This is a genomic window from Streptomyces sp. NPDC002004 (assembly GCF_053593975.1).
In genome coordinates this window covers 34,620-57,937 of record NZ_JBSFDP010000001.1, presented here as the reverse complement: position 1 = coordinate 57,937, position 23,318 = coordinate 34,620, and the positions used below count along the sequence as shown (strand labels likewise).

General features: G+C 72.5%; 21 protein-coding genes. 10 read left to right on the top strand and 11 right to left on the bottom strand.

All coding sequences use genetic code 11. The features are described 5' to 3' along the window. Positions 1-9: 9 nt before the first annotated feature. Positions 10-804: an adenosylcobinamide-GDP ribazoletransferase gene (locus ACWCP6_RS00255; protein WP_450930046.1), complete on the bottom strand. Its 795-nt coding sequence runs from the start codon at positions 802-804 to the stop codon at positions 10-12. Between the two features lie 178 nt (positions 805-982). Between ACWCP6_RS00255 and ACWCP6_RS00250 the strand changes: the two genes are divergently transcribed. Then, positions 983-1,747: a hypothetical protein gene (locus tag ACWCP6_RS00250; protein WP_450930045.1), complete on the top strand. Its 765-nt coding sequence runs from the start codon at positions 983-985 to the stop codon at positions 1,745-1,747. Here the strand turns inward: ACWCP6_RS00250 and ACWCP6_RS00245 are convergent. The 3 genes from ACWCP6_RS00245 to cobT form a co-directional block, all read right to left on the bottom strand. Continuing rightward, positions 1,687-2,385 (bottom strand): hypothetical protein, encoded by a 699-nt coding sequence (locus tag ACWCP6_RS00245; protein ID WP_450930044.1) that lies wholly within the window; start codon positions 2,383-2,385, stop codon positions 1,687-1,689. The genes ACWCP6_RS00250 and ACWCP6_RS00245 overlap by 61 nt on opposite strands. Next, positions 2,382-4,211 carry a phosphatidylglycerol lysyltransferase domain-containing protein gene (locus ACWCP6_RS00240; protein ID WP_450930043.1) on the bottom strand — a complete coding sequence of 610 codons (1,830 nt, stop codon included), beginning with the start codon at positions 4,209-4,211 and terminating at the stop codon, positions 2,382-2,384. Before ACWCP6_RS00240 ends, ACWCP6_RS00245 begins: the two co-directional genes overlap by 4 nt. 122 nt (positions 4,212-4,333) lie before the next feature. Then, complete coding sequence (gene cobT / locus ACWCP6_RS00235) at positions 4,334-5,392, bottom strand: nicotinate-nucleotide--dimethylbenzimidazole phosphoribosyltransferase (RefSeq protein WP_450930042.1); 1,059 nt, start codon at positions 5,390-5,392, stop codon at positions 4,334-4,336. 170 nt (positions 5,393-5,562) lie between these two features. On the opposite strand from cobT, the gene ACWCP6_RS00230 reads away from it, so the two are divergent. After that, entirely contained in the window at positions 5,563-6,624 is a 1,062-nt protein-coding gene (locus tag ACWCP6_RS00230) for a class I SAM-dependent methyltransferase (RefSeq protein ID WP_450930041.1), read from the top strand. Between the two features lie 47 nt (positions 6,625-6,671). Here the strand turns inward: ACWCP6_RS00230 and ACWCP6_RS00225 are convergent, their stop codons facing one another. Then, on the bottom strand, positions 6,672-7,868 hold the full coding sequence (locus ACWCP6_RS00225) for a bifunctional adenosylcobinamide kinase/adenosylcobinamide-phosphate guanylyltransferase (protein ID WP_450930040.1): 1,197 nt from the start codon (positions 7,866-7,868) through the stop codon (positions 6,672-6,674). 82 nt (positions 7,869-7,950) lie between these two features. On the opposite strand from ACWCP6_RS00225, the gene ACWCP6_RS00220 reads away from it, so the two are divergent. Continuing rightward, on the top strand, positions 7,951-8,169 hold the full coding sequence (locus tag ACWCP6_RS00220; protein WP_450930039.1) for a hypothetical protein: 219 nt from the start codon (positions 7,951-7,953) through the stop codon (positions 8,167-8,169). 62 nt (positions 8,170-8,231) lie between these two features. Here the strand turns inward: ACWCP6_RS00220 and ACWCP6_RS00215 are convergent, their stop codons facing one another. From ACWCP6_RS00215 to ACWCP6_RS00205, 3 genes are all read right to left on the bottom strand, one after another. Then, the gene (locus tag ACWCP6_RS00215; protein WP_450930038.1) at positions 8,232-9,314 is read right to left on the bottom strand and encodes a S1C family serine protease; all 1,083 of its coding nucleotides are present in this window, start codon (positions 9,312-9,314) and stop codon (positions 8,232-8,234) included. A 156-nt stretch (positions 9,315-9,470) separates the two neighbouring features. Next, positions 9,471-10,175: a class I SAM-dependent methyltransferase gene (locus tag ACWCP6_RS00210; RefSeq protein ID WP_450930525.1), complete on the bottom strand. Its 705-nt coding sequence runs from the start codon at positions 10,173-10,175 to the stop codon at positions 9,471-9,473. 77 nt (positions 10,176-10,252) lie between these two features. Next, positions 10,253-10,879, bottom strand: coding sequence for a DUF3043 domain-containing protein (locus ACWCP6_RS00205; protein WP_450930037.1), 627 nt, complete (start codon positions 10,877-10,879; stop codon positions 10,253-10,255). Positions 10,880-11,133: 254 nt separating this feature from the next. Between ACWCP6_RS00205 and ACWCP6_RS00200 the strand changes: the two genes are divergently transcribed. From ACWCP6_RS00200 to ACWCP6_RS00180, 5 genes are all read left to right on the top strand, one after another. Then, positions 11,134-11,922, top strand: a complete 789-nt coding sequence (locus ACWCP6_RS00200) for a PspA/IM30 family protein (RefSeq protein WP_450930036.1) — start codon at positions 11,134-11,136, stop codon at positions 11,920-11,922. A gap of 70 nt (positions 11,923-11,992) precedes the next feature. Then, positions 11,993-12,271, top strand: coding sequence for a PspA-associated protein PspAA (pspAA, locus tag ACWCP6_RS00195; RefSeq protein WP_450930035.1), 279 nt, complete (start codon positions 11,993-11,995; stop codon positions 12,269-12,271). Positions 12,272-12,362: 91 nt separating this feature from the next. Next, positions 12,363-13,607 carry a sensor histidine kinase gene (locus ACWCP6_RS00190; RefSeq protein WP_450930034.1) on the top strand — a complete coding sequence of 415 codons (1,245 nt, stop codon included), beginning with the start codon at positions 12,363-12,365 and terminating at the stop codon, positions 13,605-13,607. Next, positions 13,604-14,284: a response regulator transcription factor gene (locus tag ACWCP6_RS00185; protein ID WP_450930033.1), complete on the top strand. Its 681-nt coding sequence runs from the start codon at positions 13,604-13,606 to the stop codon at positions 14,282-14,284. Before ACWCP6_RS00190 ends, ACWCP6_RS00185 begins: the two co-directional genes overlap by 4 nt. Positions 14,285-14,590: 306 nt before the next feature. Continuing rightward, positions 14,591-17,755 carry an efflux RND transporter permease subunit gene (locus ACWCP6_RS00180; RefSeq protein WP_450930032.1) on the top strand — a complete coding sequence of 1,055 codons (3,165 nt, stop codon included), beginning with the start codon at positions 14,591-14,593 and terminating at the stop codon, positions 17,753-17,755. A gap of 79 nt (positions 17,756-17,834) precedes the next feature. Here ACWCP6_RS00180 and nadA read toward each other — a convergent pair whose 3' ends face one another. Then, positions 17,835-19,031, bottom strand: coding sequence for a quinolinate synthase NadA (gene nadA, locus ACWCP6_RS00175; protein WP_450930031.1), 1,197 nt, complete (start codon positions 19,029-19,031; stop codon positions 17,835-17,837). Between the two features lie 309 nt (positions 19,032-19,340). Between nadA and ACWCP6_RS00170 the strand changes: the two genes are divergently transcribed. Continuing rightward, positions 19,341-19,697 carry an iron-sulfur cluster assembly accessory protein gene (locus ACWCP6_RS00170; RefSeq protein WP_450930030.1) on the top strand — a complete coding sequence of 119 codons (357 nt, stop codon included), beginning with the start codon at positions 19,341-19,343 and terminating at the stop codon, positions 19,695-19,697. Between the two features lie 89 nt (positions 19,698-19,786). On the opposite strand, the gene ACWCP6_RS00165 is transcribed toward ACWCP6_RS00170, so the two are convergent. Together ACWCP6_RS00165 and ACWCP6_RS00160 are read right to left on the bottom strand one after the other, a co-directional pair. Continuing rightward, on the bottom strand, positions 19,787-21,322 hold the full coding sequence (locus ACWCP6_RS00165; protein ID WP_450930029.1) for a hypothetical protein: 1,536 nt from the start codon (positions 21,320-21,322) through the stop codon (positions 19,787-19,789). A 157-nt stretch (positions 21,323-21,479) separates the two neighbouring features. Next, positions 21,480-21,686 carry a hypothetical protein gene (locus ACWCP6_RS00160; protein WP_450930028.1) on the bottom strand — a complete coding sequence of 69 codons (207 nt, stop codon included), beginning with the start codon at positions 21,684-21,686 and terminating at the stop codon, positions 21,480-21,482. A 131-nt stretch (positions 21,687-21,817) separates the two neighbouring features. Between ACWCP6_RS00160 and ACWCP6_RS00155 the strand changes: the two genes are divergently transcribed. Then, positions 21,818-22,792 carry a carbohydrate kinase family protein gene (locus ACWCP6_RS00155; RefSeq protein ID WP_450930027.1) on the top strand — a complete coding sequence of 325 codons (975 nt, stop codon included), beginning with the start codon at positions 21,818-21,820 and terminating at the stop codon, positions 22,790-22,792. Positions 22,793-23,318: the final 526 nt, after the last annotated feature.

Genomic DNA, 23,318 nt, shown 5'->3' with positions numbered 1-23,318 from the left:
GATCGCGCGTCAGGCGCCGGTCGCCAGGACCACGAGGGCCGCCGTCGCGGCGGTCTCGGCGAGGCCGCCGAACACATCGCCGGTCACCCCGCCGAAGCGCCGGACGCAGTGCCGCAGCAGCGCCTCGGCCGCTGCGCAGGCCGCGACGACGGCCGCGGCACAGCGGACGGCGTCGGCCGCGGTGTCCGTCCCGGCGAGCGCACCCGCCGCCGCGGCGGAGCAGATCACGCCGACGGCCACGAGCAGCGCGGCCCGCGCCGGCACCGTCTCGGCGACGGCGGCGCCCAGGCCCTCGGGGCGGGCCGCGGGGACGCCGGTGCGGGCCGCCCCCGTCAGGGCGAGCCGGGCGGCCGTCGCCGAGACCGCCGCGGCGACGGCGCCGCGGGCCCAGGAGGTCTCGTACAGCGGGGCCAGGGCGGCCACTTGGGCGAGGAGGACCAGGACGAGGGTGATGACGCCGAAGGGGCCGATGTCGGACTGCTTCATGATGCGCAGGGCGTCATCCGCGGGTCTGCCGCTGCCGAGGCCGTCCGCCGTGTCGGCGAGGCCGTCGAGGTGCAGCCCCCGGGTGAGGACGGCCGGGACGGCGACCGTCGCCACCGCCGCGAGGAGGGGGCCCGTGCCCAGGAACAGCAGCGCGGTTCCCGCGGCGGCGGCCGCGAGGCCGACCACCGCCCCGGCCACCGGGGCGCAGAGCATGCCGCCGCGCGCTGCCGCGCGGTCCCAGCGGTGGACCTTCACCGGGAGCACCGTGAGGGTGCCGAAGGCGAAGCGGAGGCCGTGGAGGGAGGGAGCTCGGGACACCGCGGCAGGGTACCCGGCGGTGCAGCCGGTCGTTCGGGCCGCCTGCACGCCTGCACGCCTGCACGCCTGCACGCCTGCACGCCTGCACGCCTGCACGCACGGCGTGCGGCGGGACGCGTGCGCCGGGCGGAACCAGCGGAGCGGTAGCGAAAAGCCTGAATCCCACTAAGTTACGCATATGGGGCACTGGTGGTACCGGAACATCGTCGAGCCGGGGAAGCTGCCCCTGCTGCTCGCGCTGCTCTCCTTCGTCGTCACCTTCGTCGTCACCCGTGTCATCACCCGGCTCATCCGCGCCGGAAGGGGGCCCTTCGGGAACGTGAAGGCCGGGGGGCTGCACATCCACCACGTCGTACCGGGGGTCGTGCTCACCGTGGTCGGGGGGTTCGGTGCCGTGGCGAGCGGCGCCGCGGGGTTCGGGGCGCTGCTGTCCGCCGTGCTCTTCGGGATCGGGGCCGGGCTGGTGCTGGACGAGTTCGCGCTGATCCTGCACCTGGACGACGTGTACTGGACGGAGGAGGGCCGCAAGAGTGTCGAGGTGGTCGTGCTGACCGCGGCGCTGGTGCTGCTGCTGCTCGGGGGCTTCGTTCCGTTCGGCGTGAACGACCTGACGGCCGATGAGATGCAGGACCGGGCCGTCGTGGTGCTGAACATCGCCGTGAACTTCGCCTTCTCGCTGGTCGCCCTCGTCAAGGGCAAGCTCAGACTGGCGGTGATCGGCGCGATCGTGCCGTTCGTGGCCTTCTTCGCCGCGGTCCGGCTGGCCCGTCCCCACTCGGTGTGGGCGCGCAGGTTCTACCGGAACCGTCCGCGCGCCCGGGCCCGGGCGCAGCTGCGGGCGTACCACCACGACCGCCGCTGGTCGGGCCCGAGCCGCCGGATTCAGGACTGGATCGGGGGCAAGCCGGACCCGCTGCCGACCCGGTCGACGGACCGGCGCTGACGTACCGCCGTGACGCCGTACAGGGTGAGGACCCCGGCGATCGCGGCCAGGTGCTCCTTGCCGGCCAGGTTCGGCTTGCACAGGGCCTCGACCGCCATGGCGGAGGCCACGAGGGACGCCGTGACGTAGGCGCGGTTGCGCACGGCGACGTACACCGCGAGGCCGACCACCGCCGCCGAGGGGCCCGCGTCGACGACGCGCGCCTGGGTGCCGGGCAGCCCGACGACGCTGTCCGGGCCGATCGCGATGGCGACGCGTGCGTACAGAGTGCCGCACAGGGTCGCGAGATAGGCGATGGAGAGGGTGTGCCGCCAGCCCAGGAAGATCTCGGCGATGCCGAACACGAGCAGTATCTGCACCAGCGCGCCCCACACCGGCAGGTCCAGGGCGGGGACGAAGACCGAGAGCGGGGTGCGCAGCAGGGCGTGGGGGAGCGGGTCGGCGGCGCGCGGAGCGCCGAGCTCCTGGATCACGGGGTAGCCCCACGGCCGGTTCTGCACGTACTGGAGCAGCGCCGTGAGGCAGACCGCGCAGAGGGTTAAGGGGATCGCCCGCCACCCCCGCGCCGTGAGGACGTCCCTCGCGGTCTCCCACAAGGGTCTCCACTCGGCGCGTGCGAGGCGGGCGACGGATTTCATTCCGGAGGCTCCAGGGGGGTGCGTCGGGACTGCAGGTGGGTGCGGTGCAGCCACTTGGGCAGTCCCGGCGCCTCCAGGAACCCCTCGGCGCGGCCGGACGCGATCCCGATGCGCAGCAGGTCCGCGCTCTTCTCGAAGAGCAGGAAGCGCGGCTCCCAGATGGGCCGGTACTTCGCGTTGGCGCGGTACAGGGACTCGATCTGCCACCAGCGGGAGAAGAAGCTCAGCAGCGAGCGCCAGGCGCGGAGCACCGGGCCCGCGCCGAGGCGCGAGCCACGTTCGAAGACGGAACGGAACATCGCAAAGTTGAGCGAAACCTGAGTGATCCCGATCTCTCCGGATCGCTGCAGAAGTTCGATGACCATGAACTCCATCAGGCCGTTCTCGGAGTCCCGGTCGCGTCGCATCAGGTCCAGCGAGAGGCCATGCGGGCCCCACGGCACGAAGGACAGCAGGGCCCGCAACTCGCCCTGTGCGTCCGTGCACTCCAGCATCACGCACTGGCCGTCGGCGGGGTCGCCGAGCCGGCCCAGTGCCATCGAGAAGCCGCGCTCCGTCGCCCCGTCCCGCCAGTCGTCCGCGCGCGCCAGCAGTACGTCCATCTCGGCGGCCGGGATGTCCGCGTGGCGCCGGATCCGCACCTGGTAACCGGCTCTCCTGACCCGGTTGTAGGCCTGCCGGACGGTCCGCATCGCACGGCCCTCCAGCGTGAACTCGGCGGTTTCGACGATCGCTTCGTCGCCCAGCTCCAGTGCGTCGAGGCCGTGCCGGGCGTAGATGGTGCCCGCCTCCTCGCCCGCGCCCATCACCGCCGGGATCCAGCCGTGCTCGCGCGCCTCGGCGAGCCAGGGACCGATGGCGCCGGGCCAGGCCTCCGGGTCGCCGATCGGGTCGCCGGAGGCGAGCGAGACCCCGCCGACGACGCGGTAGGCGACCGCGGCCTTGCCGGTCGGCGACCACACCACGCTCTTCTCGCGGCGCAGCGCGAAGTAGCCGAGCGAGTCCCGTTCGCCGTGCCGGTCCAGCAGCTCCCGCAGCCGTTCCTCGTCGTCCTCCGTCAGCGGGTCCACGGCCCGCCGGGAGCGGAAGGCTGCGTACAGCACGGCGAGCAGCAGCACGGTGCTGATGACGTTGATGGTGACGTCGACCCAGTTCGGCGTGGCGATACCGGAGTAGTGCGAGTCGTCGGCGGCTACCGAGATCAGCCGCAGGGTGCCGTAGCGCCAGCGCTCCATGAAGGTCGAGCTGGTCCCGGCCGGGGGATGGTTGGTGACGGTGACCAGCAGTCCGGCCAGCAGGGACGACATGAGCAGTCCGCCGGCCGCGACGGCCGAGGCCAGCTTCGGGTTGGAGCGGTCGCCCTTCGCGTAGAACTCCCGCCGGCCGCCCCACAGTGCCCCGACGAACGCGGCGGTCAGGACGAGCGAGATCCAGTTCTGCGCGTACCGCCGGATCTCCGGGAAGCACATCGCGAAGGCGAACAGCAGCAGGAAGAGCCCGCTGAGCACCGTGTTGAGGATCCATGCGGCCCGCTTGCGGCGGCGCATCGTGATCGCCAGGAACATCGTGAACACGCCCGAGGCGAAGCCCGCGGTCAGCAGGTACGGAGTGAAGAAGTTCTCCGTGTTGTGCCGCCGCAGATCCTGGCCGAGCGAAACCCACACGGCGCTCAGCAGGTTGACGAACGTGACGGCCCGCAGATACCACACGGCAAAAGCGGCACATCGCCGCGATGCGGTACCGCCGGGTCGACGTACCGGGCCTTCCCGGTCGGTCTCGACCCGTCGTACCGGGTCCCGTTCCACCACCACCTGGACGTCTCCCATGAAAAGCGATCATATGGGGCATTGAGGGGCGCCAACGGGAGCCTGATCGTCCAGGGTTCCCTGTCACTGCTGTGACGGCGCCCGGCCCCGGTGCCCACGGTGGACGCCGGAGCCGGTGTCGGTCAGCGGTCCAGCACCGGTGCCTCCGGCAGCTCTGCGGCCAGCGCCGCCGCGGCCTGCACCGTCGGCAGGGCCAGCAGCGCGCCGACGCCCTCGCCCACAGTGACGCCGTGGTCGAGCAACGGGTTGAGTGCCATCCGGTCCAGTGCCTTCGCCTGCGCGGGCTCCCCGCTGCCGTGGCCCGCGAGCCACCAGTCCGGCGCCCGGAACGCGATCCGCTGTCCCACCAGCGCGCACGCCGCCGACACGACACCGTCCAGGATCACCGGCGTCTTGCGCACCGCGCACTGCAGAAGGAAGCCGGTGATCGCCGCCAGGTCGGCGCCACCCACGGTGGCCAGCAGCTGGAGCTGGTCGCCCAGGACCGGCCGGGCCCGTCGCAGGGCGTCCCGCACGGCCGCGCACTTGCGCATCCACGCGAGGTCGTCGATCGCCTGCCCGCCCCGGCCGGTCACCACCGACGCGTCGGTGCCGCACAGCGCGGCGACGAGCGTCGCCGCGGGCGTCGTGCCGCCGACGCTCACATCGCCGAGCACCACCAGGTCCGTACCCGCGTCGGCCTCCTCGTCGGCGACCGCCACGCCCGCACGGAAGGCCGCCTCCGCCTCCTCCGGCGTCAGCGCGTCCTCGGTGTCGATACGTCCCGAGCCGCGCCGCACCCGGTGGCGCACCACCTCCGCGGGCAGTTCGTCCGGGTCGCAGTCGAGCGCCATGTCGACCACCCGTACGGGCACGCCGAGCCGCCGTGCCAGCACCGAGACCGGGCTCGCGCCCTCCAGCACCGCGCGCACCAGCGTGGCGGCGCCGCCCGCCGGACGTGCGGAGACGCCCAGCTCCGCGATGCCGTGGTCGCCCGCGAACAGCACCACCCGCGGCCGCTCGACCGGCCGGACCGGCACGGCGCCCTGCGCCGCGGACAGCCACTCGCCCAGTTCGTCGAGGCGGCCCAGTGAGCCGGGAGGCACGACCAGCCGCTCCCGCCGCTCCTCGGCGTCGCGGCGCACCCCGCCGTCGGGCCGCTCGATCAGGTCGGTGAAGTCGTCGACATTGAAGGCGCTCATCTGCCGAACAGTACCGGGGAGTTCCGGCCCCGGCGGCGCGCGTCCCCGGCCCCCGCCGGAGCGCCACGCGGCCCATCGACCCGGGAACGTGATTGATCACGTTGCGGTGATCACCTACGTTCCGCTTTGCACCGGATTGTCACAAAACCCCGGACCACGGAGCCCCCGCCATGCCACCCACCCAGCAGGACGTCGCGGAACGCCGCCCCGGCTATCTGGCCGAGCTCGCCCGGGGCACCGACCGGTTCCACGGGCCACGCCGCACGGACTGCCCGTGGTGCGGATCGGCGCGGCTGCACACCCGCCTGCGCACCACCGATCTGGTGCAGCGCAAACCGGGCACCTTCGTGCTCGACCGGTGCCGCGACTGCGCACACGTCTTCCAGAACCCGCCGCTGACCGACCAGGGCCGCGACTTCTACCACCGGGACCTCCGCGGCGGCATCGGCCCCGAGGCCGCCGTGAAGCTCTTGGGCGCCCGCGACAGCGCCCGGCGCCACCGCGCCGCCGCCCTCGCCATGCTGCCGCACGGCGAACCCGAGAGCTGGCTCGACGTCGGCACCGGCTACGCGCACTTCCCCGCGGCGGCCAAGGACGTGCACCCGTACACCGCCTTCGACGGCCTCGACACCAGCGCCGTGGTCGAGGACGCCGTCGGGCTCGGCCGGATCGAGGAGGGCCATCGCGGCACCCTCACCGGCCTGGCGCCCGAGCTCGCAGGCCGCTACGACGTCCTGAGCATGTTCCACCGCCTGGAGCAGGGGCCCGACCCGCGCGCCGAACTCGCCGCGGCCCGCACCGTGCTGCGCCCCGGCGGTCATCTGCTCGTCGAGTCGGCCGACCCCGCGTGCCGCTGGGCGCCGCTGCTCGGCGGCTGGTGGCTGTCCTGGTTCCAGCCGCAGCACCTGCACCTGATCCCGCTCGACAACCTGTGCAGCGCCCTGCGGGAGCTCGGCTTCGAGGTCGTCGCCACCGGCCGCCGCGAGGCCCATGTGCCCGTCGACCTCGCCGCCGCGCTCACCCTCGCCCTCGGCCGCGGACTGCCCGCGCCCGACGCCCCGTGGCGCGTCCGGCCGCCGTCCGGCCTCCAGCGCACGGCCCGTGCGGCGTTCTCCCGGGCCGGGGCCCCCTTCATCGGCGCCGCCCGCGCCGCCGACCGGCTCCTGGCCCCGCTCGCGACCCGCACCGGCTTCGCCAACGCGTACCGGGTGATCGCCCGCCGGGCACCCTGAAGGTGCCCCCGGGCGGACGCCCCACGGAACATGCCGGGCCCGCGCCCCTAACCCTTGAGCGTCACCGCCTGCCCCGCGACGATCAGCAGGACATGCTCGCACTCGGCCGCGAACGCCGCGTTCAGCCGGCCGAGTTCGTCGCGATAGCGGCGGCCCGACGCGGTCGTCGGAACGATCCCCGAGCCGACCTCGTTCGACACGGCGACCAGGGTGCGACGCGTCGCGCGCACCGCGTCCGTCAGCTCGGCGACCCGGCGCCGCAGTTCACGCTCGCCGCCGCCCGCCCATTCGGCGTCGTCCCACGCGTTCACGGCGTCCATCACATACGTCAGCCACAGCGACAGACAGTCGATGAGCAGCGGCGGCCCGTCCGTACCGAGCAGCGGCACCAGGTCGCAGGTCTCCTCCGTGTGCCATGAGCCCGGCCGGCGGTCACGGTGCGCGGCTATCCGGGCCGCCCACTCGGTGTCCCCGTTGCGGGACCCGCCCGTCGCCACGTACACCACGTCCGGATTCGACTCCAGGCGCCGCTCGGCCTCCACCGACTTGCCGGAACGCGCGCCGCCGAGCACCAGGGTGCGGCGCGGCACGTCCGGAACGTCCCCGAACGCGCCCACGCTCAGCGTCGTACCGTCCGGCACCGCCCGCGCCCCCGCCGCCGCCAGCCGCCGCCGCAACTCCGGCCCCGGCGGCACGTCGTGGTCCAGATGGACCGCGATCACATCCGTCGTCGGGCCGACGGCCCCGGCCGCCCGCAGCCGCGCCAGCGCGTCCGGCCGCCCCACGACGTCGCACAGCACCGTGTCGTACGTCGTGCCCTCGGCGAGCCCCGACGACGAACCGGCCGGCGGCAGATACAGCACCCGCTGCCCCGACGGCCCCGTCACCTCGTACCCCGTGCCCGGCGAGTCCAGCGCCACCGCCAGCACCCGGTGGCCCGTCGGCAGCGCCAGCTCCGCGCCGTCCGGCACCCGCGCGGGCGTCGGCAGACCCGCCGGCACCTCCAGCGCCGGGCCGTCGTGCGGATGCGAGAGCAGCACCTGCGTCACACCGCTCAGCGAGTGCCCCGCGCGGGCGGCCGCGAACGCCGCCCCGGGGGTCAGGTCGAGCAGCAGCGCGTCGTCCACCAGGACGGAGGTCGCGGCGCGGGCGTTGCCGCCGAGGGCCAGGGCGCACGCGGCGCAGGGGCAGCCGGGTCGGGGAAGGCCCTCGGGGGCCCCGGTGCCGAGCAGTGTCAGTTCCACGGGAAGATCCTCCCGCGCCGCCGGGACGGCTGCGCGTCCGGCTACGCTTCATGCGGCACTGATCGACCCTCGGGAGGCTGACATGGCGTTGTGGACGTGGCGGTTCGAGAACTCCGACGGGACGGAGGTCCAGCCGGCGGTGCAGCCCGAGGAGTTCACGACCCAGGGGGATGCCGAGTCCTGGATCGGCGAGCACTGGAAGGAGCTCGCCGAAGGCGGCGCCGACCAGGTGCGGCTCTTCGAGGACAACACCGAGATCTACGGGCCGATGAGCCTCCACGCCGAGGACGCCCAGGCGTAGGGCCCGCCCGGGGCTCCCCGGCTCTGTCCGCCCCGGTTCCGGGACGGGCAGGGCCGGGCGGACTAGACCGCCCCCAGGGTGACGTCCACCTTCGTCTCGCTCCCGCCCCTCCGGTACGTCACCCCCACCTTCTGCCCCGGCCTGTCGGATGCGAGGCCCTCGGAGAGGGCGGTCATCGTGGTCACCGGATCGTCCCCGAGCCCGACGATGGTGTCCCCGGGCCTGATGCCCACCCGGTCCGCCGCCCCGTCACGCTTCACCTCCACCACGGCGACCCCGGCCGGCCGGTAGTCGTCGCCGAGGACCGTCCGCCCGGTGATGCCGAGCGCGGCACGCCCGGAGTCGGTGACCTTCCCGGTCCGTACGACCTGGTCGGCGACCGTCTTCACCATGGACGCCGGGATCGCGAACCCGACACCGGGCGCCGGCCCGTCACCGAGCGCGGGATCGGTCGCGGCGAGCGTGGGGATCCCGACGACCTCCCCGTCGAGGTTGACCAGCGCACCCCCGCTGTTGCCGGGGTTGATCGGCGCCGAGGTCTGCACCACGTTCCCCAGCGTCGTGCCCTGACCCCCGCTCGTGCGCTCCTCGCTGACGGTCCGCCCGGTCGCCGACACGATGCCCTGCGTGACGCTGGACGACAGCCCCAGCGGCGACCCCATCGCGAGCACGATGTGCCCGACCTCGACCTTCGACGAGTCGGCGAACGTCGCGGGCCTCAGCCCCGACGGCACGCTGTCCAGCCGGACCACCGCAAGATCCTGGTCCGGGTACGCGTACAGCAGATGCGCGCTCAGCGCCCGCTCGCTGCCGGCCGTGGTGACCTGGAACGACTTCCGGTCGCCGACCACGTGCGCGTTGGTCACGATGTCGCCCCGGTCGTCGAACACGACACCGGACCCCAGCGGTTTGGTCCCCTGGATCTGTACGACGGACGGCAGCACGCCCTCGACGACCCTCACGTAGTCGTCCTGAAGCTCCCGCGCGGCCAGGGGCACGGCCGCCTGAGTGCCCGGGTCCGCGTCCTCGGCGGAGGAGTACGCCGCGAGCCCGGAACAGCCACCGACCAGCGCCGCGATCCCGAGGACCGCGACCGGCGAGCGGAGCCACCGGGCCCCGCGGGCACGCATCCGTACGACGTCCATGCCTGGAGTGTCCCCGTGGGAGGGCCCGTCCGGCTCGCCATGGACCCCCGATGGGGTCAGCAGCGGCTCACCGCAGGGCCCGGCCGATGCGGTTCCGCGCCTCCCGGTGGGCCCGTGCGCTGCCCGGCCCCCGGAACCCCGCCCGGTCCGCGCGGCTCAGCCACGCACCCCGCACAGGTGCAGCAGCGCCGCCACCCCACGGTACGGATCCGTCCGCCCGGCCCGCTCCTCGGCGGCCAGCAGCGCGTCCGGGTCGTCGGGCAGCTCCGCGTCGTCGGACGCGGTGTCCGTGAAGACACGCACTCCGTACCAGGCGTGCAGCGGCGCCCCGATCCCGGCGAGCGTCGCGGTGAGCGCATCGCGGCGGTCGGCGCGCACGTCGAGGCCGAGACGGTTGGTGTAGGCGTCGGTGCCGAAGGCGGCGAGTGCGCCCGTCCAGTCCCCGGCGAGACCGGGCCGCATCGCGAGCGCGTCGGCGTTCCGCACCAGCAGCGACAGCAGCCCGCCGTGGTCCAGCATCCGCGCCAGCCCGGCGAGCAGCGCGTCCGGCTCCTCGACGTACATGAGGACGCCGTGGCACAGCACGACGTCGAAACTGCCCGGCAGGAAGTGGACGCCCGTGTCCCGGCCGTCCCCCTCGATCAGCCGCACCCGGCTGCGGATGCCCTCCGGCTCCTCGGCCAGCGCCTCACGCGCCACCGCGAGCATCCGGGCGTCCTGCTCCAGGCCCGTCACCTTGTGCCCGGCACGGGCCAGCCGCAGCGCCTGCGTGCCCTGTCCCATGCCGACGTCGAGCACCCGAAGCCGCTGCCCGACCGGGAAGCGGCCGGCTATCTGCTCATCGAGCTGGCGGGCGACCAGCTCCTGCCGTACGGCATTGCGCAGGCCACCGAGACCCTTCAGCCACGTGGCCGCACCCCCCGAGAACGACTCAGTGCTCAGGGCCGCTCTCCACGCTTGACCTGCGGCTTGGGCAGCCGGAGCCGGCGCATCTGGAGCGAGCGCATCAGGGCGTAGGGGATCGCGCCCTTCTTCGGGGTGTCCGGGAACTTCTCGGCCAGCCGCTTCCGGAGCCGGATCGCGACACCGATGGAGTCGAGGACGATCAGGACGATCACACCGAGCCAGAGCAGCAGCGCGATCTGCTGGAGCTGCGGCACCCGCACCATGCTCAGCACGAGGATGACGACCGCCAGCGGCAGGAAGAACTCGGCGACGCAGAAGCGGGAGTCGACGAAGTCGCGCGCGAACTTGCGCACCGGGCCCTTGTCCCGCGCGGGCAGATAGCGCTCGTCGCCGTTCGCCAGGGCCTGGCGCTGGCGCTCCAGCTGGACGCGGCGCTCCTCGCGCTGGCGCTTGGCTGCGTCCTTGCGCGTCATCGGCGTCTGGGCGACGCTGCGGCGCTGCGACTGGGCCTGGCTGCGCTTGGGGGTCGGACGGCCCTTGGGGGCCTGAGGGTCACGGGGCTGCGTGGAGTCGGTCACCGGCGCCTTGTCGGCCGGGGCCTTCTCATCCTTGGATCGGCTACGGAACACAAAAGCCAAGGGTACGGGGTGCCGGCGCATGGGCCCCAGCCCGGCGGGGAACGATCCGGCAACGCCGAGCGTCTGTAGGGAGGCACAGCGGACGCCGCCGAGGGTGCTTCCGGGAAATCCCGGGATGCTTTCTACTCCCCAGGCGGGAGCAGGGCCCGACGCAGTCGTTCTCGGGGAGGAGCCCATCCGGCCCCGAACAGTGCGGTAATGGTTACAGGGCCCGTAGGCTGGGTTCTGTTGCAGTTCTGGAGCTGGAGTCCGTCAGAAGGGGGCGCGCGAAGCCCATGAGCGGTGTCATGAAGCGTATGGGGATGATCTTCCGCGCGAAGGCGAACAAGGCCCTTGACCGGGCCGAGGACCCGCGCGAGACCCTCGATTACTCGTACCAGAAGCAGCTGGAGCTGCTGCAGAAGGTGCGCCGCGGTGTCGCCGACGTGGCGACCTCCCGCAAGCGCCTCGAACTGCAGCTGAACCAGCTCCAGGGTCAGTCGGCCAAGCTGGAGGACCAGGGCCGCAAGGCGCTCGCCCTGGGCCGCGAGGACCTGGCGCGCGAGGCGCTGTCCCGCCGCGCCGCGCTCCAGCAGCAGGTCACGGACCTGGAGACGCAGCACCAGACGCTGCAGGGCGAGGAGGAGAAGCTCACGCTCGCCGCCCAGCGTCTGCAGGCCAAGGTCGACGCCTTCCGTACGAAGAAGGAGACCATCAAGGCCACGTACACCGCCGCCCAGGCGCAGACCCGCATCGGCGAGGCGTTCACCGGCATCTCCGAGGAGATGGGCGACGTCGGCCTCGCGATCCAGCGCGCCGAGGACAAGACCGCGCAGCTCCAGGCCCGCGCGGGCGCGATCGACGAGCTGCTCGCCTCTGGCGCCCTCGACGACCCCACCGGCATGGCGAAGGACGACATCACCGCGGAGCTGGACCGCATCTCGGGCGGTTCGGACGTGGAGCTGGAGCTCCAGCGCATGAAGGCCGAGCTGGCGGGCGGCTCCGCCCCCCAGGCCATCGAGGGCGGACAGGGCAACGGCCAGGCGCAGCAGCAGCAGGACACCCCCCGCTTCGACAAGCAGTAGGTCAGCCACCAGTCACCGCGGTCGCCCGACCGCACGGCCCGAGCCGTGGACCCACGCCGAGGAGGGCGTCATGATCGTACGGATCATGGGGGAGGGGCAGGTGGAGCTGGACGACGTCCACTTCACCGAGCTGAACAAGCTGGACGACGACCTGCTCGCCGAAATGGAGAGCGGCGACGGCCCCGGCTTCCGCCGTACGCTTCACGCGCTCCTCGACAAGGTCCGCGACCTCGGCACCCCCCTGCCGGACGACTCCCTGGAGCCGTCGGAGCTGATCCTGCCGTCCCCCGACGCGACACTCGACGAGGTCAGGGAGCTGCTGAGCGACGACGGTCTCATTCCGGGCTGACGCCGGCTTCCACCACGGCGGCTGTGGCCTCCGACCGGCCACAGCCCCGGGTGCCCCGGGGTCCGACGTTCAGCATGCACGGGAGACCCGCGTGAGCACCCTCACCGACATACGCCGCTGGCTCAGGTCCCACCCCCTGGCCATCGACGGCGCGCTCGCCGCCGGGGTACTTGCCGCCATGGTCGTCGGCTCCTTCGCCGACCCGCACGGCCCGAACGGGCCCACCTGGGGCACCCGCACGCCCGACGCCGCCAGCCTCACCCTCATGGTCCTCGGCGCCGCGGCGCTGGTCTTCCGCCGCCGCGCCCCGCTCGCGGTCCTCGCGGCGACGTCGGCCGTCTCCCTGGTGGAGCTCGTCACCGGCGAACCCCGTGCCCCCGTCGCGATGAGCGCGGTCGTCGCGCTCTTCACCGTCGCCGCCACCACCGACCGTCCCACGACCTGGCGGGTCGGTGTGCTCACCATGAGCGTGCTGACGGGCGCCGCGATGCTGGCGGGCCCGCTGCCCTGGTACGCGCAGGAGAACATCGGCATCTTCGCCTGGACCGGCATGGCCGCTGCCGCGGGCGACGCCGTCCGCAGCCGCCGCGCCTTCGTGGACGCCATCCGCGAGCGCGCCGAACGCGCCGAACGCACCCGCGAGGAGGAGGCTCGCCGCCGGGTGGCGGAGGAGCGGCTGCGCATCGCCCGTGATCTGCACGACGTGGTCGCCCACCACATCGCCCTGGTCAATGTGCAGGCGGGGGTGGCGGCGCACGTCATGGACAGGCGCCCCGACCAGGCCAAGGAGGCCCTCGCCCACGTCCGCGAGGCGAGCCGCTCCGCGCTGGAGGAACTCCGCGCCACCGTCGGCCTGCTGCGCCAGTCCGGCGACCCCGAGGCACCCACCGAGCCCGCCCCGGGCCTCGACCGCCTCGACGACCTGGTCGACACCTTCCGGCACGCCGGGCTGCCCGTCGAGGTCGCCCGCACCGGCCTCGGCGGCCCCGTGCCCGCGGCCGTCGACCTCGCCGCGTACCGGATCGTCCAGGAGGCCCTCACCAATGTGCAGAAGCATGCGGGCGACGGGGCCGCCGCGGAGGTCAGCATCGTGCGCGTGGGCACCGGCATCGAGGTCACGGTGCTCGACGACGGACGGGGGGCCGAGGGGGCACCGCACGACGGCGAGGCGGACGGCGGCGGGCACGGCCTCGTCGGCATGCGCGAACGCGCTGCCGCCCTCGGCGGCGGCTGCACCGCGGGCCCCCGGTACGGCGGCGGCTGGCGCGTCCATGCGATCCTGCCCCTCACGACCGGGACGCCCCAGGGCGCGGGAGAGACGGGGGACGAGGCGTGACGATCCGGGTGGTGCTCGCCGACGACCAGGCGCTGCTGCGCAGCGCGTTCCGGGTGCTGGTCGACTCCGAGCCCGACATGGAGGTCGTCGGGGAGGCGTCGGACGGCGCCGAGGCCGTGCGGGTCGCCCGGGCCGAGCGTGCCGACGTGGTCCTCATGGACATCCGTATGCCCGGCACCGACGGCCTCGCCGCGACCCGGCTGATCAGCGCCGACCCCGAACTGGCGCATGTGCACGTGGTCATGCTGACGACCTTCGAGGTCGACGAGTACGTGGTGCAGTCCCTGCGGGCCGGCGCCTCCGGATTCCTCGGCAAGGGCTCCGAGCCGGAGGAGCTGCTGAACGCGATCCGGGTCGCCGCTGCGGGTGACGCCCTGCTCTCCCCGGTCGCCACCAAGGGCCTGATCGCCACGTTCCTGGCCCAGGGCGGCGACGCGGACGCCGGCGACCCCGCACACACGGAGCGGCTCGACGCACTCACCGGCCGGGAACGCGAGGTGCTGGTCCAGGTCGCGGGAGGCCACTCCAACGACGAGATCGCCGAACGGCTCACCGTCAGCCCGCTCACCGTGAAGACCCACGTCAACCGCGCCATGGCCAAACTCGGGGCCCGCGACCGCGCCCAGCTCGTCGTCATCGCCTACGAATCGGGTCTGGTGCGCCCCCGGGCGCTGTGACGCCCGGCGGTTCCGCGACGTACGGACCCCGCGGTTCCATGCCCTACGGACCCCGCGGCGCCGTCACCGGGCCGGGATCCGCAAGCCCGCGAGGGCGTCCTGCGGGTCACGCCGGGCTCGCGGGGCCGGCAGTACGCCTCCTAGACCTCACGGTGTAGTGCGCGTACTCCGCCCGCAGTATGCCCCGTATAAGGAAATGGACCTGGGAGCGACGGATCGGGCTCCTTGCGTGAAGGAAGGTGTTAGGAGGGCGCATCCGTGTGCCCCGTCCTGCCGCGCACGCCACGGAAGAGAGACCGGTCACCCATGTCCTGGCTGTCGAAATTCAGCCTCGCGCAACGGGCCCTGATAGGGCTGATGTCGATCGTCGCGCTGCTCTTCGGAGCGATAGCGATTCCGCAGCTGAAGCAGCAGCTGCTGCCCACCATCGAGCTGCCCATGGTGTCCGTGCTGGCGCCGTACCAGGGTGCGTCCCCCGACGTGGTCGAGAAGCAGGTCGTCGAACCGCTCGAGAACACCATCGAGTCGGTCGACGGCATCACCGGCATCACCTCGAAGGCCAGCGAGGGCAACGCCGTCATCATGGCCCAGTTCGACTACGGCAACGGCTCCAAGCAGCTCGTCGCCGACGTCCAGCAGGCCGTGAACAGGGCCCGCGCCCAGCTCCCCGACGACGTGGATCCGCAGGTCATCGCCGGCTCCACGGACGACATGCCGACCGTGGTGCTCGCCGCGACCTCCGACAAGGACCAGCAGGCGCTCAAGGACCAGCTCGACCGGACCGTCGTCCCGGACCTGAAGGACATCGACGGCGTCGGCCGGGTCACGATCACCGGCGTCCGCGACCTCCAGGTGACGGTCACCCCGGACGACAGGAAGATGGCCCGGGCGGGCCTGACCTCGGCCGCCGTCGGGCAGGCGCTCCAGGCGGGCGGCGCGACCGTTCCGGCCGGCTCCTTCGACGAGGGGGGCAAGAACCGCACCGTCCAGGTGGGCGGCGGCTTCACCTCGCTCCAGCAGATCAAGGACCTGAGGATCGCCGCGGCCGGCGGCCAGGCCGGGCCCGCGGGCCGGACCGGCGCCCCCGAGCAGGGAGGCAGCAAGCCCGTACGCCTCGGCGACGTCGCCACCGTCGAGCAGCAGCCGTCCGCGGCGGACTCCATCACCCGGACCAACGGCAGGCCCAGTCTCGCCGTGATGGTCACCATGGACCACGACGGCAGTGCGGTCGCGATCTCGGACGCGGTCAAGGACAAGCTTCCCGAGCTCCGCAAGGACCTCGGCGCCGGCGGCACGCTCACCGTCGTCAGTGACCAGGGCCCCGCGGTCTCCAAGTCCATCGACGGTCTGACCACCGAGGGCGCGCTCGGCCTGCTCTTCGCGGTCATCGTGATCCTGGTCTTCCTGGCCTCGCTGCGCTCCACCCTCGTGACCGCGGTCTCCATCCCGCTGTCGGTCGTCCTCGCACTGATCGTGCTGTGGATCGGCGACCTGTCGCTGAACATGCTCACGCTGGGCGCGCTCACCATCGCGATCGGCCGGGTCGTCGACGACTCGATCGTGGTCCTGGAGAACATCAAGCGGCACCTCGGCTACGGAGAGGAACGCCGAGCCGCCATCCTCGGCGCCGTGCGGGAGGTCGCCGGCGCCGTGACCTCCTCGACCCTCACCACGGTCGCGGTGTTCCTGCCGATCGGTCTGGTCGGCGGCATGGTCGGACAGCTCTTCGGCTCCTTCAGCCTGACGGTCACGGCGGCGCTGCTCGCGTCCCTGCTCGTCTCGCTGACGGTCGTGCCCGTCCTCTCCTACTGGTTCCTGCGCGCCCCGAAGGCCGTGCGCGGCCTCGACCCGGAGGAGGCGCGCCGCACGGCGGAGGAGAAGGAGACGCGCGGCCGTCTGCAGCGCCTGTACGTCCGTGTGCTGCGCTTCGCCACCCGGCGCCGTCTCACGAGCGTCGCGCTCGCGGTCCTCGTGCTCATCGGCACCTTCGGCATGGCACCGCTGCTGAAGACCAACTTCTTCGACCAGGGCGACCAGGACGTCCTGACCGTCAAGCAGCAGCTGAAGCCCGGCACCAGCCTGGCGGCGACCGACGCCGCGGCCAGGAAGGTCGAGAAGATGCTCGACGGCATCGACGAGGTCAAGGACTACCAGGTCACCGTCGGCTCCTCCGGCTTCATGGCGGCGTTCGGCGGCGCCACGGACAGCAACCAGGCGTCGTACCAGGTCACGCTGAAGGACAGCAAGAAGTCCGACACGGCGCAGCGGCACATCGAGGACGGGCTGGCGAAGCTGTCCGGCATCGGCCGGACGACGATCGCCGCCGGTGCAGGCTTCGGCAACCAGGACCTGAGCGTCGTCGTCAAGGCGGCCGACCCGGCCGTGCTGCGCAAGGCGGCCGACCAGGTGCGCGACGAGGTCGCCCGGCTCGACGACGTCACCGACGTACAGAGCGATCTGTCGCAGTCGGTGCCGCGGATCTCGGTCAAGGCCAACGCGAAGGCGGCGGAGGCCGGGTTCGACGACGCCACGCTGGGGCAGGCCGTCGCCCAGGCGGTGCGCGGCACCACCAGCGGCAAGGCGATCCTGGACGACACCGAGCGCGACATCGTCGTGAAGTCCCAGAAGCCGGCCAGGACGCTGGCGCAGCTGAAGAAGCTGTCGCTCGGCCCGGTGAAGCTCGGTGACATCGCCACCGTCGAGCTCGTCGACGGCCCGGTCTCGATGACCCGTATCGACGGCGCGCGCGCCGCGACGATCACGGCGCGGCCGACCGCCGAGAACACGGGCGCGGTCAGCAACGCCCTCCAGCAGAAGATCAACGCGCTGAAGCTCCCGGACGGCGCGACTGCGTCGATCGGTGGTGTGTCCCAGGACCAGAAGGACGCGTTCTCGAAGCTGGGCCTGGCGATGCTCGCAGCGATCGCGATCGTGTTCATGCTGCTGGTCGCCACCTTCCGGTCGCTGGTCCAGCCGCTGATCCTGCTGGTGTCCATCCCGTTCGCGGCGACCGGCGCGATCGGTCTGCTGGTCGCGACCGGCACCCCGATGGGTGTTCCCGCGATGATCGGCATGCTGATGCTGATCGGCATCGTGGTGACCAACGCGATCGTCCTCATCGACCTGATCAACCAGTACCGCCGACAGGGCTACGGCACGATCGAGGCGGTCGTCGAGGGCGGCCGGCACCGGCTCCGCCCGATCCTCATGACGGCGCTGGCGACGATCTTCGCGCTGCTCCCGATGGCGCTCGGCGTCACGGGCGAGGGCGGCTTCATCGCCCAGCCGCTCGCCGTGGTGGTGATCGGCGGTCTGATCACGTCGACCCTGCTCACCCTCCTCCTCGTGCCGACGCTCTACGCGATGATCGAACTGCGCAAGGAGCGCCGCGCGAAGAAGAAGGCGGCGAAGCGGGCGGCCAAGGACGGCGCCGAGGCCAGGTCGGAGGACCCGGAGCCGGCGGCGGTCTGAGACCGGCGCGCGAGACGAAAGGGCCCGGCCGGCACCTGTGGGTGCCGGCCGGGCCCTTCGGCGTCCGGGCCGCCTGCGGCTACGGCAGCGCGAGCATCCGCTCCAGCGCCAGCTTGGCGAACGCCTCGGTCTCACGGTCCACCTGGATGCGGTTGACCAGGTTGCCCTCGGCGAGGGACTCCAGGGCCCAGACCAGGTGGGGGAGGTCGATACGGTTCATGGTCGAGCAGAAGCAGACCGTCTTGTCGAGGAAGACGATCTCCTTGCCCTCGGGGGCGAAGCGGTTCGCCAGTCGGCGCACCAGGTTCAGCTCGGTGCCGATGGCCCACTTGGAGCCGGCGGGCGCCGCCTCCAGCGCCTTGATGATGTACTCAGTGGAGCCCACGTAGTCCGCCGCGGCCACGACCTCGTGCTTGCACTCGGGGTGGACCAGCACGTTCACACCCGGGATGCGCTCGCGCACGTCGTTCACGGAGTCCAGCGAGAAGCGGCCGTGCACCGAGCAGTGGCCCCGCCACAGGATCATCTTCGCGGCGCGCAGCTGCTCCACGGTGACGCCGCCGCCCGGCTTGTGCGGGTTGTAGACGACGCAGTCGTCGAGTGTCATCCCCATGTCGCGGACGGCCGTGTTCCGGCCGAGGTGCTGGTCCGGCAGGAAGAGCACCTTCTCGCCCTGCTCGAAGGCCCACTCCAGCGCACGCTTGGCGTTCGACGACGTGCAGATCGTGCCGCCGTGCTTGCCCGTGAACGCCTTGATGTCGGCGGACGAGTTCATGTACGAGACGGGCACCACCTGCTCGGCTATGCCGGCCTCGGTCAGCACGTCCCAGCACTCGGCGACCTGCTCGGCCGTGGCCATGTCGGCCATCGAGCAGCCGGCCGCGAGGTCCGGCAGCACGACCTTCTGGTCGTCCGTGGTCAGGATGTCCGCCGACTCGGCCATGAAGTGCACACCGCAGAAGACGATGTACTCGGCCTCCGGCCGCGCGGCCGCGTCCCGGGCCAGCTTGAAGGAGTCGCCGGTGACGTCCGCGAACTGGATGACCTCGTCGCGCTGGTAGTGGTGACCGAGCACGAAGACCTTGTCGCCGAGCTTCTCCTTGGCCGCGCGGGCGCGTGCGACGAGGTCCGGGTCGGACGCGGCGGGCAGGTCGCCGGGACACTCCACCCCGCGCTCGCTCTTCGGGTCGGCCTCCCGGCCGAGCAACAGCAGGGCGAGGGGCGTCGGCTGGACGTCGAGATCCAGTCGGGGTTGGGCGGTGGTCACGTCACGCACCCTTTCTTCTCTGCGGACTCTCTGTGGCCCGTACGACAGGTGCGGCTCGTACGGTGAAGCCTTTTCGTCGAAATGACGCTATCTATCATAACCGCTTCACGTCAGTTTGACGATGGCCATCGTGTCGATGTGACGCGATCGCGGGGGGCTTGACGCGGCCGGACCGGTGCCGCCCGCGCCCGCCGTCCGCCGACCGGACTCGCGGCCTGGGGTCACCGCTGCGCCATGTGCGAGCATGGGAATGAATACGCAGCCCCGTCGGTTGCTACCGTCGGCAAGCAGTCTCCGTACAACCCGGGAGAGATGTAGATGTCCGTATCGGACGAGACCACCACCGTCACCGACGGCATCATCCTGACCGACGCCGCCGCGGCCAAGGTCAAGGCCCTGCTCGACCAGGAAGGCCGCGACGACCTCGCGCTGCGCGTCGCCGTTCAGCCCGGCGGCTGCTCCGGCCTGCGGTACCAGCTCTTCTTCGACGAGCGTTCGCTCGACGGTGACGTCGTCAAGGACTTCGGCGGCGTGAAGGTCGTCACCGACCGTATGAGCGCCCCGTACCTGGGCGGTGCCTCCATCGACTTCGTCGACACCATCGAGAAGCAGGGCTTCACGATCGACAACCCGAACGCCACGGGCTCCTGCGCCTGCGGCGACTCCTTCAGCTGAGTCGTCCCCGGTCGTACGCCGAAGGCGGCGCTCCCGAGCAGGGAGCGCCGCCTTCGGCGCGTCCGCGCAGGGCCGCCTGACCGGCGAGGTCAGTGCGCCCGGACCGTCGTGCCGCGGTCGTCGAGCACCTTCCGGTGGCCCAGCGGCTTGTCCAGGGTCACCGTCTTGGTCATGTCCTTGGCGATCATGATGCAGGCCTTGCCGGGCTCCCGGTCGGTCCCGGTCACCTTCACGGTCACCGTCGACCCGGTCTCCTTCGCCGACGCCCGGTAGTCCGAGCAGACGCCGCCCCAGAAGTGGACGGTGAGCTTCCGGCCATCGGCGCTGTACGACGCGATGCGCGCGTCACGCGGCCCGGCGTTCGGCCGGCCGGTCGGGTTGCCGGTCGGGTTGCCGGGCTCCTTCGGCGAGCTCATGAACTTCGGGTCCACCGCCGGGTAGGACACCGTGTAGTCGTCCGCCGCGCCCTGCGGCTTCACCCGGAACAGCCAGGACGGCACGAGCGTCTGGTGCCCGTCCTCGAAGTGTGTGGCGAGTCCGAACACGGCGTGCTCGACGACGATCGGCGACGGCTTCTGCGTCGGGGCACCCGGGGCGCAGGACGGGGTGGTGGGCTTCGTGCCGCGGTCCCGCTCGAGCGGCACCGGACGCGCGCAGGTGTCGGGGTGCATCCGGCTGCCGTGGCCCGACTTGTTCAGCAGCTCCAGCGTCCGCTCGGCGTCCATCACGGGATAGATGTCACCCTTCGCCGGCGCCTTCAACTCGCCGCTGCCGCCCACCACTTGGCCGCCCGCGCCGATCTGCAGCCCGGTCGACCAGCCGAAGGTCGGGAGCCCGCCGATCACCGGGTCCGCGTTCACCACGCGTACGGCGCCCATGAGCTGGCGGGCGTCGAGCTTCGCGTCGTCCTGGCCGAGCGCCTTCAGCACGGGCGCGGCCGCGGCCTTGGCGGCGGACTCGCTCACCGCGCCGCCGGTGCCGCCCGTCGGGCTGTTGTTGACACACATCTTGCCGCGCGGGCAGTTGTCGCCCTGCCCCGGCGCGAACCTGGTGAACGTCCAGGTGCCGGGCGCCTGCCTGGTGACCTGGAGCGACGGGCCCGTACCGTCCTTGCCGGGGCCGACCGTCCAGGCCCCGGCGGACATCCGCGGGGTGCCGGAGAGCCCGAGCGCCTTCGCCAGCCGCGTCACCTCGGCCGCTGTGACCGAGCCGTGCGGCCGGTACACCGGTGCCTCGTCCGGACCCGAGGGCAGCGAGCCCTTCACGGTGTACGCGGGTCCGTAGGGGTTGGGTTCGCCGGGAGCGATGCCCGGCGAACCTCCGCCCTTGTCCGCGCCCCTGTCTCCGTCCGAGTAGCCGTCGAGGGCCAGCGGGGGCGGGTTCTTGTCGTCGCCCGCCCCGGCTCCCGAACCGTGCCGGCCACTGTCACCGCCGGACGCGCTCGCGGCGACGTACGCGCCGCCACCGCACACGAGCAGCACGGCGGCCGCCACGGAGGCGATGGCCAGCGGGGAACGCCGCCTGCTCGCGGCCGCCGGTTCGTGGCCGCCCTCCGTGTCGTGGTCGCGTGCCAGGTCGTGGTCGCGCGGCGTGCCTTCGTCGTTGTGGGGTCGCTCCGTGCTCACCGCATCGCTCCTTCGACTGCGCTGCCGTCCCTTGGTCCCCGGGGCGGGCGTATGATGCCTCGCCCTCACGGGGGACAGCGATGGGACGCGGCGGGGGAGCGCACGGTTCCCTCCGTGAGCGCCTTCCGTGCCGCCGAGTGCGCGGGAGCGGTGTCCCTCAGTCGCCGTAGTCGGACATCGCCTCCAGCAGACGGGCCGACGCCGGCGGTACGACGACGCCGTGGATCGCGGGCACGGGCCGCGGGTCGGCGGGGGTGTGGGGTGCCACCCAGTGGGGCACCATCCGGGCGCAGTCACCGCGCAGCGCCGCGAGACCGCCTTCCAGGTCGAGCGGAGCGGAGTCCTTGACCTTGAGGTTCGTCATAGCCGAACCGTATGCACCGGTCACTGCATGAAAAAAGCCCTACTATCGGGTAGTTTCGATGGTGAGCCGGGGGTCGGCCGACCCGGTAGCGTGAAGAGTCAATCCATCACCCCCGCAGGAGTGTGTCTCTCGTGCGCATCGCCGTCACAGGCTCCATCGCCACCGACCACCTCATGACCTTCCCCGGTCGCTTCGCCGACCAGCTGGTCGCGGACCAGCTGCACACGGTCTCGCTGTCCTTCCTGGTCGACACCCTGGACGTACGCCGGGGCGGCGTCGCCGCCAACATCTGCTTCGGCATGGGCCAGCTCGGCACCACGCCGATCCTGGTCGGTGCCGCGGGGTCGGACTTCGACGAGTACCGGGCCTGGCTGGACCGGCACGGCGTCGACACCGGCTCGGTGCGCATCTCCGAGGTCCTGCACACCGCCCGGTTCGTCTGCACGACGGACGCCGACCACAACCAGATCGGCTCCTTCTACACCGGTGCCATGAGCGAGGCCCGGCTGATCGAGCTCAAGTCGGTCGCCGACCGGGTGGGCCGGCTCGACCTCGTGCTGATCGGCGCCGACGACCCGGAGGCCATGCTCCGCCACACGGAGGAGTGCCGTTCTCGGTCCATCCCCTTCGCCGCGGACTTCTCGCAGCAGATCGCCCGGATGAACGGCGAAGAGATCCGGATACTGCTGGACGGGGCGACCTACCTCTTCTCCAACGAGTACGAGAAGGGGCTCATCGAGTCCAAGACCGGTTGGACGGACGAGGAGATCCTCGCCAAGGTCGGCCACCGGGTGACCACGCTCGGCTCGCGCGGCGTGCGCATCGAGCGGATGGGTCAGGAGCCCATCGAGGTCGGCTGCCCCGACGAGGAGCTGAAGGCCGACCCGACCGGCGTCGGCGACGCCTTCCGGGCCGGGTTCCTCTCCGGCCTGGTGTGGGGCGTGTCGCTGGAGCGCGCCGCCCAGGTCGGCTGCATGCTCGCGACCCTCGTCATCGAGACGGTGGGCACCCAGGAGTACCAGCTGCGGCGCGGGCACTTCATGGACCGCTTCACCAAGGCCTACGGCGACGAGGCCGCCGCCGAGGTCCGCGCCCACCTGGCCTGACCCCGGTCCCCGGCGCCGGGCGGAGCACCACACCCTCCCGGCGCCGGGGTTCCCCTTCCTCGGAGCCCCCGGCACCGAGGCCGCACGGTGCCCTCCCGGCACCACAGCACGTCGCACGCCGGGGACGCGGTACCGGGGGCTGTGCCCACCCTCCCCCAAGCTCTCGACTGTGTGCTCGAGCAGGGGGGACCCCCATCGCCCCTGGGGGTACCGCCCAGGGGCTTGAGGCACTGGGGGAGGAACGATTGCCCACAGCGGGGGCGGGCCGTGCGGCGGACCCCCGTATTGCCGCAGCCGACCGCTGCCGTCGGCGCACCCGCCAGGGCGGGACAGCCGCCGAACCGGCCGCAGGGGGCGTGGCGGGACCTCCGCCCGCAGTGGCCGGCGCGCAAGTGCCGAGTGTCTGAACGTGTGACGCAGGCGCGCCGGTCCGAGGACGGAGGTCCCGGCGCGCACCCGACCCACCACGAGCAGGCGGCGCACCCGCCCGAGCGCCGCAGGCCGGGGCGCGGCAAGACCCACCACG